At 44.3% G+C, this 14,785-nt stretch carries 12 protein-coding genes and 1 pseudogene; 5 read left to right on the forward strand and 8 right to left on the reverse strand.

Going from position 1 to position 14,785, the window contains the following annotated elements:
- Positions 1-24 precede the first annotated feature (24 nt).
- Positions 25-912, forward strand: a complete 888-nt coding sequence (locus AACR09_RS23720) for a LysR family transcriptional regulator (protein WP_193835839.1) — start codon at positions 25-27, stop codon at positions 910-912.
- A gap of 198 nt (positions 913-1,110) precedes the next feature.
- On the forward strand, positions 1,111-2,061 hold the full coding sequence (locus tag AACR09_RS23725; protein WP_193835818.1) for a LysR family transcriptional regulator: 951 nt from the start codon (positions 1,111-1,113) through the stop codon (positions 2,059-2,061).
- Positions 2,062-2,104: 43 nt separating this feature from the next.
- On the opposite strand, the gene AACR09_RS23730 is transcribed toward AACR09_RS23725, so the two are convergent.
- From AACR09_RS23730 to AACR09_RS23760, 7 genes are read right to left on the reverse strand one after another with little or no spacing between them, the layout of a single operon-like run.
- Positions 2,105-3,481, reverse strand: a complete 1,377-nt coding sequence (locus AACR09_RS23730; RefSeq protein ID WP_193835819.1) for a BatD family protein — start codon at positions 3,479-3,481, stop codon at positions 2,105-2,107.
- Positions 3,468-4,202, reverse strand: coding sequence for a tetratricopeptide repeat protein (locus AACR09_RS23735; protein WP_193835820.1), 735 nt, complete (start codon positions 4,200-4,202; stop codon positions 3,468-3,470). Before AACR09_RS23735 ends, AACR09_RS23730 begins: the two co-directional genes overlap by 14 nt.
- Positions 4,196-5,176 (reverse strand): VWA domain-containing protein, encoded by a 981-nt coding sequence (locus tag AACR09_RS23740; RefSeq protein WP_102566631.1) that lies wholly within the window; start codon positions 5,174-5,176, stop codon positions 4,196-4,198. The genes AACR09_RS23735 and AACR09_RS23740 overlap by 7 nt, the downstream gene beginning before the upstream one ends.
- Positions 5,169-6,194 carry a vWA domain-containing protein gene (locus tag AACR09_RS23745; RefSeq protein ID WP_193835821.1) on the reverse strand — a complete coding sequence of 342 codons (1,026 nt, stop codon included), beginning with the start codon at positions 6,192-6,194 and terminating at the stop codon, positions 5,169-5,171. Before AACR09_RS23745 ends, AACR09_RS23740 begins: the two co-directional genes overlap by 8 nt.
- Positions 6,187-6,726 (reverse strand): DUF4381 domain-containing protein, encoded by a 540-nt coding sequence (locus AACR09_RS23750; protein ID WP_193835822.1) that lies wholly within the window; start codon positions 6,724-6,726, stop codon positions 6,187-6,189. The genes AACR09_RS23745 and AACR09_RS23750 overlap by 8 nt, the downstream gene beginning before the upstream one ends.
- A gap of 19 nt (positions 6,727-6,745) precedes the next feature.
- Positions 6,746-7,678, reverse strand: a complete 933-nt coding sequence (locus tag AACR09_RS23755; RefSeq protein ID WP_017079161.1) for a DUF58 domain-containing protein — start codon at positions 7,676-7,678, stop codon at positions 6,746-6,748.
- A gap of 14 nt (positions 7,679-7,692) precedes the next feature.
- Positions 7,693-8,661, reverse strand: coding sequence for an AAA family ATPase (locus AACR09_RS23760; RefSeq protein ID WP_108149656.1), 969 nt, complete (start codon positions 8,659-8,661; stop codon positions 7,693-7,695).
- 403 nt (positions 8,662-9,064) lie between these two features.
- Here AACR09_RS23760 and AACR09_RS23765 point away from each other — a divergent pair, with 403 nt between their 5' ends.
- From AACR09_RS23765 to AACR09_RS23775, 3 genes are all read left to right on the forward strand, one after another.
- Positions 9,065-10,120: a DUF1254 domain-containing protein gene (locus tag AACR09_RS23765; protein ID WP_193835823.1), complete on the forward strand. Its 1,056-nt coding sequence runs from the start codon at positions 9,065-9,067 to the stop codon at positions 10,118-10,120.
- 417 nt (positions 10,121-10,537) lie between these two features.
- On the forward strand, positions 10,538-12,064 hold the full coding sequence (locus tag AACR09_RS23770) for a methyl-accepting chemotaxis protein (protein ID WP_193835840.1): 1,527 nt from the start codon (positions 10,538-10,540) through the stop codon (positions 12,062-12,064).
- A gap of 360 nt (positions 12,065-12,424) precedes the next feature.
- Complete coding sequence (locus AACR09_RS23775) at positions 12,425-12,988, forward strand: type II secretion system protein (protein ID WP_102534214.1); 564 nt, start codon at positions 12,425-12,427, stop codon at positions 12,986-12,988.
- A 97-nt stretch (positions 12,989-13,085) separates the two neighbouring features.
- Here AACR09_RS23775 and AACR09_RS23780 read toward each other — a convergent pair.
- Positions 13,086-14,469: pseudogene (locus tag AACR09_RS23780) on the reverse strand (MATE family efflux transporter).
- Positions 14,470-14,785: the final 316 nt, after the last annotated feature.

A 14,785-nucleotide genomic window follows, 5' to 3' on the forward strand; every position in this document is an offset into this window, starting at 1 on the left:
TCCAACTTCACCGAGCGAGTGCGTGTGAGCAAACTAGACCGATTAGACATAAAGCAACTTAGAGTTTTCCAAGCTTTAATCCGTGAAGAGAACGCCTCCAAAGCCGCGAATCAATTGGGGATGACCCAGCAAGCTGTTAGTGAGCATTTGAAGAAGCTGCGAGAAGTGTTCGACGATAGGTTGTTTGTGAGAAAAACCAACGGCTTTGTTCCGACCACCTTCGCACAAGAGTTATCTGTCGGTGTCGATCGTTTACTGATCGACTTCAATTTGTTGTTATCTAAAACAAACTTCGTACCCGAGAAAGCAAAAGGGACATTTGTGATTGCGGCGACGGATTACGCACAGCAGATCATTTTGCCGAGCTTAATCGCACAATTAAGGGAAAAAGCACCGAACTTAAAGCTGATTGTGCGTGATTTTGAAATCGATAATCTACATGAGCTAATGGAAAGCGGAAAGGTCAATTTAGCGATCGCGTTTCCGGACTACATTCCAAGCAGCTACAAAGTAATCAAGCTGTTTGAAGAGCACCATGTGTGTGTTGCATCTCCTCATGCTTCAATAGCACAAACCACACCTTCATTGGAGGAGCTGGCGACTTATCCAACCATTATTGCTTCACCATCGCGTCCAAATTTCAAAGGATCGATTGATGAATGGTTCGGTCAGTTTGGGTTAAAGCGCAACGTGGTGGTCTCCGCACCGTGTTTCTCCATCGTGCCCATGTATTTAAACACCACAGATTCTATTGCGTTCTTGCCATCCAGAGCTATTGAAGGGCTCAATTTGGTGACGATCCCAATGGAGCATTCCCCAGAGAGCTTTTCTGTGGTGGCTGCTTGGCACCCGAGGTATAACGAAGATCCACTCCAAAAATGGGTGACATCATTGCTCAAGACTGAGAAATAATTGCTAAAAATAACAGGTCGTATTGACGCCTTTACTGCGACAGAAAACGGGTATTGATAGATGACAGTAAAGTAGGGCACATCTACTGAATCACTCGCATTGTTAAACGAAAGGTTCAACCGATGATTATCCACTACTTGTTTGTTAGTCACATAGGTGCAATTATTTAACGAGTGATATTACTCGGATGCATGTCTTATGATGACTATCGAACAACAGCTTTCTCGGTTGGACCTAAACTTATTAGTGTCGTTGAGTGTTTTAATCAAAGAGAGGAACGTAACGCGCGCAGCCAATACTTTGTATCTGTCTCAGCCTGCGATGAGTCGTACCTTAAGTCGCTTGCGAGAGTTATTTGATGATCCACTGTTTTATCGAGAGTCGAATGGCTTAGTGCCTACGCAAAAAGCGCTAGAACTGCAAGCACCTTTAGAAGAGTTACTGTTGGCGATGCGAAGCCTAGTAACGAAATCTGCGTTTGACCCTGCTGAATGTGTTCAAACCTTTGTTGTCTCTGTACCGCCATTAATGAGTCGGATGCTTTCTGTGCCCCTTGCTGAACGCTTCATGCACGATGCTCCAAACGCCAGTCTTATCGAATATCCGATTGCAAAAACGCCAACCAGCCAGCTGTTATCACGAGATGTGGATTTTACCATTCACATCGAAGCCCCGAGTAATCCAATCGAGTTCCCATATGTGAGTCTTGGCCAGATCTATCCGGTGTTTTATGTTTCTGAACATCACCCTTTAGCGAAAGCAAAAAATGTTACGCTTGAGCAGTGCCTCGAATCTCGCTTTGTTGACCTCACGCTCGATATTCGCTCGAATTACGGGCTGCAACACCCTGTAGACACTTACTTAGTTAAGAAAGGAATGCAGAGAGATATTGCCTTTAAAAGCGGACAGCTGCTTACGCTGGTGGAAGTGATGCAGAGTTCGAATACAATTTTGGTTGCGACCCACAAATTGACGGAACTAGAGGGAATAGGCGATAAGATAGTGCCGATATTCTCTCTAGATAAAGTACCCGAGTTAATGTTCGAGCTGTTTTTGATTGAGCATAAAAGAACCGTTACCAGCCCTGCACATCAATGGTTCAAGAACTTAGTGGTGTCTGTGATTGAAGACGTTGTTTGTGACAGTTGAGCCAACGTCTTTGCTAACACCGCAGCTTAGTTAAGTTGACCGCTTAGTTCAGATTCCAATTAAACCTAAACGGCGTTCTTCGGGTTTTGGGCGAATCATTGATGGCTTTTAACAGTGTTTTGGCCTCTGCTAGTGAAACTGAGAGGGAAGTTGAAACTGAGCCTTCAGTACTTTTTGCGTAGCCAAGCTTCAATAACTTCTTCCAAATGTCGTTTGATTCAGAATCTAGAGGCAGTTGAAGCGTGCCTTTCGGCAAGGTTTTTCGCCCCGTAATCTCATAGACAGTTTGCACCGCTTTGCTGTACTGCTTTTCTTCAACGTGTCGACAGAATTGAATATTCAACTTTTTGGTATTCAATTGCTGGCGTGCGACAAGATAACGCTTTAAATCAATAAAATGCTTTCCGATTAGGCGAGCAATCGCAGTAAGGAATACTCCAGCGATGATCAAGTAATGCCAATATTGACTCAACCAATTCGATAAGGTCTGAGCCCGATCGCTCGATCCTAGAGTGTTACTTAGCGAGTCTAATGATTTTGCGTCACCGACTTGAAGCGTTTGCTGCTCAACAGTCAACGATTCCAGCTGGTTGGTCTTTGTGTTCCACCATGTCATGGTCTGTTTTGGTAAGACGACTTTCCCTTGTTCTTGAAGAATTAACGTCACCTGTTGTTTGAGTGTCGCGGTATTGCTTTTATTCAGGCGATTAAACACGTTTTCTTTGACTGCTGGTTTGCGATACAACTCAACGCCGGAGATGTCTGGGATGTTGATCTCAGGCAGCAACATCATGTGTGAGTTTGCCACGCTCAATGTATACGTTGCAGTGACAGCGTGGCCAACTTCGAATTCGTCGGTTAACGGACGATCGGTTGATATCGAAAGCTCAGCATTTGGGCTCACAATCAACGCGTCTGTATCAATGTTGCTCACGGGCACTTTGGATGTAAAGTTAATGGGTTGCGATTGAATCACGCCCTCAACAACGTTGTCGCTGGTAAGCTCTACACTAACAGGGATGCTCAATTCAGGAACAGTAAACTCGCCAGCTTGCATAGGGTACAAGTAGTAGCGTGCTTTTTGTGTAAACCACTTAATGCCTTCAATTGTGCGTGCTGAACGAGCGACTTTCTGCTCATCTTTCTTTACGACCGTGTTGGGCATATCTAAGTAAGGTAATGCCAACTCTTCTTGAAAGGGGCGGGTACTCAATACTTCAACGTCGAGTGCGACTTGTTGTTTCACTGCGACATCTTGAGCTTTAATTTCAACATTCAGCTTCAACTCACCGTCACTGACGAGCTGCTCTAGGTTAGTAGCACTGGCAGGCATTGAAATTAAAAGCACTATCGCGGATAAGACAGTAAACCAACACTTCATAAGGGAGAATGCTCGGACGGTCGATTTAGTTTTGTTCATTGCTGTATTCCTGCTGAAATTTTTGTCTTAGAAACTTAGATGGATTCTGTCTGACCTGTTTTAGCCAGACTTGGTCAGAGATCACGAGCTCCTTCTGACTCCCTTCTTTTGGTTCGTCGTCGACCAATTTCCTATCATCAATGACTTTTTCTGAATCTTGTTTTGTCGGTGGTGTGTTCTTGATCTTCTCTATCGCAGCTTCCACAACGGCTAGGTTGTTGGTCGCTTGTTCTGAATACGGTCCGTTGTTTAACAGTTCGTTGTAAAGCGCAGTAGCTTTATCAAACTGAGCTGTATGAGCGTAGCTGTTCGCGACGATTAACTTATCGAAATCAGTCAAAGCTGTGGGTTTACCACCTTGTTCACTTACTTGTGGGCTTAATAGGTCAATCGCGCCAAGGAAATCACCTGACAAATAACGACTGTAGGCTTCCCATGTTGGATCATCGAACAGAGCGGCACTTTGCGCGTAGTTGCCTTGCTTGAACTCGACATAAGCGTGTTGATCGTTGGATAGCCAAAAATCAAAAAATGAGTGCTTATCGGCAATTCCCCAAATCAGATTTCCTGCAGTAAGCATAAGCAACAAGTGTATTGGCTTAAGTTTGGATAACCAAGCTAAACGACTGGATTGGTTCGGAGTCGAAGAGGTTGGCTTCGTCAGATTATCAATCTTTTGATTGATTACCTTTGGGTTCACTATCTGTTTATTATTTACCACTGTAGCGTCCACCCTTTTCTAAACCACATCAATTGGATAGGCAGCAACAAGAACAGCAACCAATAGCCCGCGTCTAACCAAGGCAGGGCGTTATCGTTGACCGCAAATAGGTTGTTTTGAATGCCTTGATACACCGCTTCTACATCGCTAGCGTCGTGGGTGAATGAAACCATGTTTCCATGACCTGCTTGCGCCAGTTGTGACAGTGAAGCGAGTTGAGTTTCTGTTAAACCTGCCGTGCCATTTCCGAGACTTTGTGGGTTTTCGCCCATAGCCCAAACGATCACTTGGTGTTGTTGTTGTTCAAACGCTTTAGTGAATTCTTCTATCGCTTGGTCATTGGTCTTGTCCGTCAGTATCAAAACCGTTGATGGTGCTTTTGCTTGTGAGATTAGCTCGAGCGTTGGCTTTAACACCGAAGCCGGTTTGCTCTCATTATCTGGTAACAAGCTTCCATCCAATACATCGAGGAAGTATCGCGTTAACTCTTTGTCTTTGGTGACAGGCATAGCGACATGGGCACTGCCGCCGTATATAACCAATCCGGTTTTTGCATCGCCTCGCAGTTCAACAAGCTGATTGATCTTCTGTTTAGCGCGCTCTAATCGTGACGGCTGAATATCGGTTTTATTCATTGAATCAGAGACATCTAAGGCGATCACCAGCTCGGAATTGTCTTCAAAAAATGGTGAAGGTTGTTGCTGCCACGTTGGACCCGCCATAATGAGCGTGGCTAGAACCGCAAACACCAAAAACAATCGATTAGGAGAAACCATACGCGCTCGATTTTGGTTGAGAGACAGATGTTCCACCATGTTTTTAGACATCACAGGCTGCCACTGCGCGACCAAATCGTCTTGTTGAACGAGTGCGCGATAAAACAACACGAACGGGACCAGTGCTAACAACCATAATGGGCGTATGAAATGAAACTGGGTGATATCGCCACCAAACAATGTATTGAAATCAGTCATTGGTTAGCTCCTCTCTACGGCGAATAACACGTTTTATTTCTTTTTTACGACGCAGATTTGCAACAAATACGATTAAGGCGGCGAGTAGGTTGCTCACCAGACATACGCCAAATGCATAGTGGTGCAAGCTGTGTTTCGGACGATGAGATAAAAGTTCGAACTCTTGCTGTTCTAGTTCGTCGATCGTTGCGTAAGCTTGTTCGAGTTGCTTTCGGTCCATGGCATGAAACATCTGCCCGCCAGTTGCGGCTGATACCTTCTCTAAAGTGGGAAGATCCATCTTGTAGCGACCTTTGGTACTCGGGTCACCAATTGCAATGGTGTAAATCTTCACGCCATATTTGGCGGCGATTTCGGCGGCTTTGACAGGAGGCATTTTCGAGCTGGTGTCATCACCATCGGTAAGCAGAATCATCACTCTTTGACGGCTCTGCTCTTGTTCGAATACGGCAATTGATAAGCCAATCGCATCACCAAAAGCGGTTTGAAATCCTGCGTAGCCAAGTTCAACGTCTTCGAGCAGCGATTGCCATACGTTAATATCCTCAGTAAATGGCGCTTGAACATAAGCAGAGTCGGCAAACAAGATTAACCCTAAGCGGTCATGTTCTCGCTGGGCCGCGAACTCACGCAATACCTGCTTTGCAATCGTTAAACGGTCGTGTTTGTTACCTTGTTTATCGGCAAAATCCTCTTCTGACATCGAACCTGACAGATCAAGTGCGACCATAATTTCACGAGCGGATTTCTTTTGTTCTATTGGTTCGCCCACCCACATCGGTTTAGCAATCGCGACGACTAAAGCGAGATAGCTGATAATGACTAATAGCCATTGCACTTTGCGACGGCTCATCTTGACCGCGGTTTCAGAGGGCTCTTGTGAAGACACGGCAATCAGGCGATCAAAAAAGGGCACTTGAATCGCGCTTTTTGACTCTTTGTAAACAGGCAATAACCAATACACGGCAAAGGGTAAACAAAGCAATGCAAACGCTATCGGGTATTCAAATTCAATCATGTGACACCTCGTGATGCTTTATCCAAAGTGCAACGTTCTCCATGATGGCGTTTCGTTTTTCTTCCGTTAATGTCGCTGCTGAAGAGTAGGCGAGTTGAGCAAGTACGCCTGAGAGTTCTGATGTAGAGAACTCGGTTGAAAATTGACGCTTGGTGCAATGGTCGTCTAACCATTTTTCCCAATCTGTGCTGGTTAAAGGGGCGACCTCTATACGAGGGAAGGCATACAATGCGGTTCTTCGTAGCAGTTGTGGTAGCTTTTGAAATGATGAAATGTCACCAGACTGAGCCTCCAAAGAGAGTTGCTCGAGTTCTACCAAGGCAGCGCGTCGGTATGTGTTTGCGAGGTACTTTTGAATAACTAAATAGACACGATATAAAGCGAAGCAAAACAGCAACAAGAGTAGCCAGTACCAACCTGGAGCATTCGGTAGCCACGAGATGCCTTCCGGCAAAGAAGGCTCAGACAAAGAGGCCATTAATGGATTCACATTTTCTGGCTGTAAAGGCTCAAGCCCAGTGTTAGTCGTCATAGTCTGAATTCTCAGTTATTTAACTCGCGCCGAGTGCTTTTCTAAGCTGAACATCGGTTGGATCGACGGTGTTGAAAGGCAATACAGGGATTCGATATTTCTTCGCCACTGCCGTGAAATTATCAATGGCTTGAACCACGTCTTTGGCGAATGCATCGCGTAACTGTGCTTCTTGGCCTGATACGGATAATTGCAATTGCCCGTCGCTAAGTACCATCTTATTAAGCGTGGCTAAATCATGCTCCAGTGGGTCGGTAACATGACACAACACCACATCGTTGTGCTGACACAATGCCTTGATTTGTTCTTCGCTACGCTCGTTATAGCCGTAGCCATCGGTAATCAAGACCACTAACCCATCATGCTTAACCAACCTTTGCGCTTGATGAAACAATTTTGCGAATGAATTGGATTGGGTGTCTTGAGCCTTTCCCGCTTTGAGCTGCTGATTCTTACTCGCAATCTCATTGAGTATTTTGAGTACATGATTTGCGCTGCGTTGTGGTGAAATAGGCAGAGCAGTGCTGTCGTTATAGATAATGGCGCCCACACGATCGGTACTGTCTATGACTTTCCAAGCAATCAAAGCTGCGATTTCTGCAGCAACTACAGATTTCATTCGACCTGTGCTGCCAAAGAACATGCTCGTGCGCTGATCGACCATGACATAAACGTTACGCTCGCGTTCTTCAGAGAATATTTTGACGTGTGGCTTGCCCGTTCTATTCGTCACTTTCCAATCCATGGTGCGAATATCGTCACCAATCTGATAGTGACGCATCTCTTCAAAGTTCAATCCTCGCCCACGTAGCTTCGAAACATGGCGACCTGTTAACGCACTGTTGATTGGCTGATTAGGTAGAAAGTCAAAGCCATGCGCCTTGTATTTCAACAATCGCAATGCCTTTAGATCGGTATAGATATCGGGATCAAGTGTTGGTTTCGTCTCCATGGTGGCCTCTCGCGTTACGCTACTGCAACTTGAGACAAAATCTCATCGATGACTCGGTCTGAGCTGACGCCTTCAGCAAGTGCATCGTACGATAGAATCAGGCGGTGACGCAGAACGCCATGAACCACGTTGCGAACATCATCGGGGTCAACAAAGTCTTTTCCGTTTAGCCACGCCATTGCTCTTGAACACTTGTCTAATGCGATGGTTGCACGTGGGCTTGAACCAACACCGATCCACTGTGAAAGGGGTGACTCTGGGTACAATTCGGGTTGTCTTGTTGCCACCACAATCGCGACAATGTACTTAAGAACCGCGTCGCTACAATGTATGTCGCGCAGTTGATCGCGAGCATCAAAAATACATTGAGGATCAATAGGTGCTGGTTTGTCTGTGCTTGGTTTTTCCTCACTGCGAACCATCTTAATGATCTGCTCTTCGGCATCCGCATCTGGATAATCGAGATTTATTTTCATGATAAATCTGTCCATTTGCGCTTCTGGCAGTGGGTATGTCCCTTCTTGCTCTACCGGGTTTTGTGTCGCTAAAACCATGAATAGGTCAGGCAGTTTGTAAGTCTTGCCAGCTACAGTGATTTGTCGCTCTTCCATTGCTTCTAACAACGCAGCTTGTACCTTTGCTGGAGATCGGTTGATCTCATCCGCCAGTAATAGATTGTTGAAAACTGGGCCCGGTTGGAAGGTAAGCGTCGGTTTGCCGTCTACATCTTGATACACCTCTGTGCCTGTTACGTCCGAAGGCAACAAATCTGGAGTGAATTGAACACGACCAAGGTCAACTTTTAGGGCAGAAGCCAATGATTTGATAGAACGAGTCTTTGCTGTTCCGGGTAACCCTTCAAGCAGAACATTACCATTTGTAAGTAGTGCAACCAGTAATGTGTCAACCATATGTTGTTGGCCAATTACCGAGGATTCCATCTGCTGCTTTAGTTGGTTTATAGAGTCTAAAGTTGGGTTCATTTGCTTACCTATTGACTAATTAATCAAGTGAGATTCAGGTCACCAGATGGCGAAAAGATAAATATTGTTAGTTAAAGCAATTATTTAAATCACCTTTGCTAAGGGTAGTCGAAAATAATTTCGACATACGCGATCAACATATCTTTGTTAACGACTCACCTTGGAATTACTGAATTGCATGGTCTATAAATAGGCTACTGTATTGTTTGTATTTTAATCAAGAATAAAGGTTGATAAGTAACATTACTTCGCTGCATATCTCTTATACGGCGATGTCATTTGTGAATTTATGCTGCCTTGATAACATTGTTCACAAGTTGAGCGGTTAACGAACTAACTGTTCGAACAAAAACAAATGGACTATGTATTGATTTAGCGTTATCGATTTTATTAGAGGTCAACAATGAAAAAATTAGCATTAGTAGTTTTAGGTTTAAGCGCAGTTTCTCTTTCTTCTTACGCAGCTGAAGAAGTTTCAACTCTGACAGAGTTCTTCAATGCCGATGGCGAAGTGACTACCGTCGACAATTACGCGGTGTACGAAACGTCACGCCAATATTTGAAAAACCAAGAGCTTGTTGGCGTTAATAAATTCCTGCACAAACGCGAACTCACACCAACCGATAAACAGCCTGTGGTTCGAATGAACCGAGACACTTACTACTCAATGGCTGTGATTAACGTTTCGCAAGGCGCGACGATTACGCTACCTGAGATTCCTGAAGGTAAATACATGTCGATGGAGGTGATTACAGAAGACCACCGTATTCAGCCAATGCAATACGGTTCTGGTACGTTTGATCTTTCTACACATAGTGGTGACCACGTTTATGTCATCGTTCGTACCGACGCGACGTTCACCAAAGATGAAGTTCACAAAATCCAAGATCAGATGAGCATTGATGCAAAAGCAGACGCCGAATTCATGGCAATGCAAGTGGATGAGAAATCATTCGAGGAGGTCGAGAAAAACCTTAAGATGGAAATGCCAAAACTACTGAAACGCGATGGTGCTCAGGCGACGTTTGGTATGTTTACCAGCCCTGAAGATGCTTCAAAAGAGATGTTTACCAAAGAGAAGTACGCGGTGGGTGCGGCTATCGGTTGGGGTGGCGCGCAGTTAGATGACAATATCTACGAAGTCTCTGGCAACTTCCCGGCAGACACTTGTCATCAAGCAACCTTTGATGATCCTAAGAACCAAGCGTTTTGGTCGGTAACGGTATACAACAAGCAAGGTTTCATGTTTGGTGAAGTGGCGAACGTAAGCTCAAACACGGCTGAGAAAAATGCAGACGGTACTTACACTGTAAGCTTTGGTTGTGGCGATGATGCGGTGAACAACATCAAAACAGAGAACGATTCTGGTGTGTTTAACTTGGCTTTCCGCCATTACATTCCAAGCCAAAAAGTACGCGATGGATTCCGAGTGCTTCCTTATGTGAAAGTGATTAATTAAAACGATATAACTTAAACGGAATAGCTTAAAACGATATCGTAAAATATCGATTCAAGAAGCGCGTTATTGCCACCGGCAGTAACGCGCTTTTTTATTTGTTCGATAGCAGTGTCTCTGGCCTATTGCTGTGTATTCGCGCATGTTTTTCTAAACGACTTTATTAATTGTTAATCGGATTTCCCAGTGTAGATTCCGCGTTAGATACGCCATATGTTATGCAAGTGTGACTAACATATGCTTTTCATATAATTTAGCTAAAGTTATCGAGATTTTGACAGATAAAGGATTAGTGGGAGCTCTAACACGAGATAGAACGTGCGAGCTTTGGTTTCAGTTATTGAAACCTTCAGAGAATTTTTAACAAACTGCGTCGAGACAACCTAAATGAAGAAAACAATCCTATTTGCCGTTTTTATTATGTTTGGCATTGCAGTCGCTGCGAGTATGGCGTCAACCTATTTCATTTCAAGTGAAAAAATCGATGAGATAATATTGAACAAATCTCAAGTTCAAGCCGAATTCTTGGCTGGAAATGCTGGGTATATCTTAGAGAATTCAGACAACCCAGTTCAAGATTTACAAAAGCTGGTGGGTGAGCTGAAACAGCGATCTGATGTCACTTATGCCATTGTTATTGATAGTAACGTAAGTGCTATTGCTCACAGCGATAAAAAAAAACTTAATAAGGTTTACGAAGATAGCTATACCGTTAAAGGTGCAACCCAAGGCGTACAACAGTATTCAAAATGGTACGCTGATGTTCAAAAAGTATGGGTGTTTGACATCATGGCACCTATCTACGTCAACGGTGAGCTGTACGGCACCTTTGATATCGGCATTCCTATCACAGAGGTTAGCCAAGCAACGAACGGTATTATTAGCTACCAGCTAGCTTCAATGGTTTTCATTTTTGTTGTTTGTCTCGTTGTTCTATCGCTTCTTCTTAGCAAACTGATGCAGCCTCTCTTGGTATTGAAAAACACATTACACGATATTTCTGAAGGTGATGGCGATCTATCGGTACGTTTGCCTATCAAAGGGAATGACGAAGTTGCTCAAATCTCATCGGCTTTCAATGTGTTCGTTGGCAAGGTGCACGAGATTATTACTCAAACAGTGAATACGGGTGTTGAATTAAATAGCACTGCTATTGGGCTTCGTGAACAGTCGCAGCAAGCATTGCAAAGAGGACAAGAGCAGAACGAACAAACCATGTTGGTCGTGACATCTATGAATGAAATGATCGCCACGGTTAATGAAATTGCGTCTAGCGCGGCTGGTGCTGCAAGTGCGGCAAACATGGCGGCGAGTGAAACTCAAGAAGGTCATAAGACGATCGAGAAGACCACAAATTCGATTGCAAACCTAGAAGCCGAAATGAATAGTGCTTCTAACATCATCGTGAGCCTTGCTGATAATACTCAGTCGATCGGTACTATTCTTGACGTTATTCGAGGTATTTCTGAGCAAACAAACTTGCTTGCACTGAACGCTGCAATTGAAGCTGCACGTGCCGGTGAAGCTGGTCGAGGCTTTGCGGTTGTTGCTGATGAAGTTCGTAACCTTGCGACAAAAACAGCACAGTCGACCGATGAAATTGACACTATGATCAACCAACTTCAAACCGAAGCTAAGAACGCTGTTAGCTCGATGAGTAATAGTAAGAACCTAATTGAAGAGGGTACGACTGAAACTGAAATGGCTCGCCAAGCTTTGGAAAAAATTTCAACGCAAGTTTTGGCTATTCTCGATATTAATACGCAAGTCGCAACGGCAACGGAGCAGCAATCAGCGGTAGCGAATGAAATTAATATGAACATGGATACGGTTAATAGCTCAGTCAAAAACGGTTTGAGCGCAAGTGAAAAGTTAGAGCAATCAAGCCAGCAGTTGGCAGAGTTATCACAAGTTCTCGATCGTTATGTCGGTTCATTTAAAATCTAGACTTCCCAACATATCTCTTTGAGAGATGTGTTGAGTCTCCAGTTATTTAATAGCGCTTATGTCATACATGAGCGCTATTTTTTTGCGATATGCCGACGCAGATACTCCGATAGAGCGCAACAGAAATGAAGAATGTACCTGCAGTGTAATATCGAAAATTTGACCTATTTAGAAACAACGCGATCAAATAAGACAGTGACAGCAGGCACTTACTTTTATTTCCGCATGCGTAAGGTCAAAAAATCGACTAAACAACAGCTCTGACGCGACACATAAGGTGTTCCGCATCTCATCACGATGTATAGTTATTGGTAGTTCATTCAGTAATTGTATCTGTAGTTGTCAGTTGATGTGGGTGTTATGAAGAAAAACGGATTTACTTTAATGGAATTAATCATTGTGATCGTGATACTTGGAGTATTGGCCGTTACAGCAGCCCCGAGGTTCCTCAATATTCAGGAGTCAGCAAGAGAAGCGGTACTTGAAGGTGTTGCTGGTGCGATGGAAGGCGTTATCACGCAGGTGACTTCTAAAGCCATTATTGTTGGGCTTGATCCTGACGCAACAAACCCAGGTGATCAGAGTAACTATGTGATTGATTTTGGTATCGGTAGTGTTGAAGTTGATTGGGGAACGCTATGCCCTGAAAGTGAAGGTGAATCAGGAGATGCGTTAAATATGCTCCACTTCCTAACTTTGTCAGATGATGACAGTATAATCTCTGAATTAGGCAACAGACACACGGTAGTGGGATTTACTCAGCCATTCAGTCAAGCTGACCTTGACAGAAATAACATAACTGATGATGCCTTACCCTCGGGTTGTTATGTTCTTTACGATTCTTTTGGCGGCAGGACAAGTGGAGACACATGTCCAGTAGATGGTTGTGAGTGTACAGTTCGTGTTATGAACGATGAGTGTTAAGCCAAGCACATCATCTGGTTTATAGAAATTCAATAAAAAAGCGCGTTATTGCCGAGTAGCAATAACGCGCTTTTTTGTATTAGCTTGATGATTTTTCTTAGTTTGCCAATGGAGCACTTGCTGGTGGCAAGTCACGTTTCTTAATCACGTATCGCAAGCGAATTAACATCAGTGTCGCTGAAACGCTCAAGCCCGTTTGGATACCAATCCAAAAGCCTTCTTCACCCATTGCAGGAACAATGTGGTCTGTTAAGCCCAAAACCATGCCCAGTGGTAATGCTAAGCCCCAGTATGAAGCGATGGCTAAGATCATTGGGATCTTGGTATCTTTATAACCACGTAATGCACCGTTAGCAGACGTTTGTAATGCATCGCTGAACTGGTACATCGCAGTAAAGGTCAACAATACAGCTGCTGTTGCGCTAATTGCTGGGTCGGTCGTGTAAAGCCTAATTATCCATTCAGGGAACAGTAAGAACATCGCTACTGAAAGAAGCGAGGTTAATGCTGCAACCAAGATACCGACTTTGCTGCGTTCAATTGCGCCTAGTTCGTCTTTCTCACCTAATGCATGTCCAACACGAATCGTAATGCCAAACGAGATGCTCATAGGAATCACGTAAGTCAGGCTCGAAATGTTAAGTGCAATTTGCGCTGCTGCTACGTTCTCAGCACCAATACGACCAATCATCAGTGCGATTACCGCGAAGATGCTGCCACACACCGCAATGTTCATCCCGATAGGTAAACCTAACCTTAGAAGGTGAAGCATCTCTTTTGCTTTTGGTTTAGCGTCAGCAAAGCTGATGATGGTTTTGTAGTGGTGATGACCTTTAATGTAGGAATACAGCATTCCCGACATTAGCCAATACACTAAGCTTGTTGCCCAGCCACAACCCACTGCGCCCATTTCAGGGAAACCAAACTTACCGTAGATAAGCACATAGTTAACTGGAATATTCACCAATAGACCAACGACAGAAATGATCATCGGCACTTTGGTGTTGTTCATACCCTCACAGAAGCCATTCAAGGTGTAGAACAGGGCAATACCCGGCACACCAAAGGCTAGGGCAAAGGCATAATCGCTACCAATAGGGATGATCTCGGCGGCTACACCAATCCATTCTAAGATCGGTTTAGCACTCACCAAGTAAGCGATAAGTAGCACACTCGCGATTAATGCCAACCAAACCATCTGGAAGAATTCAACAGAGATGCTTTGAAAGTCACGTGCGCCGCGGTGGTAAGCGACAACAGGCGTTAACGCCATAATCACGCCACGCAGTAGCAGCAATACAGGAATCCAAAGGCTAGTGCCAAGTGCAATTGCGGCGAGATCGGCAGGGGCTTACTTGGCCAGCCATTGTCGTATCGACAAATCCCATCGCTTGGGTCGCTATTTGAGTCAAAATGATTGGAATCGAAAGATGCATAAGCGCACCCGATTCACGAGTAAAAGGACGAAGTTTCGTTAGCATGGAAGTTCACAACACCAATATAAATACACGAATGATGGCAGGATGGCCGGTGTGCATTTTAGGATGTGCCCCGTTGGGCGGGCGACAATATAAACACCTTACCGTATAGGGTCAAGCATTGGATTTATAGAGTTTCACTCACTTTGATATTCGGATAGGTTCTGAAGGTTACAACACGGGTTTAACGCGCGTAAGTTTATGATTTAGTGGGAATCATACTAGACAGGTTAATTCTATATTTGCCACGCTAATCAATGAGGTGACGGTATAAGTGATTGTTATGGAGGGACAAAGGCTAGTACAATTGGTGGCATAA

This window comes from Vibrio sp. OPT20 (genome assembly GCF_963889365.1).
In the GTDB taxonomy this organism is placed as follows: Bacteria; Pseudomonadota; Gammaproteobacteria; order Enterobacterales; family Vibrionaceae; genus Vibrio; species Vibrio splendidus.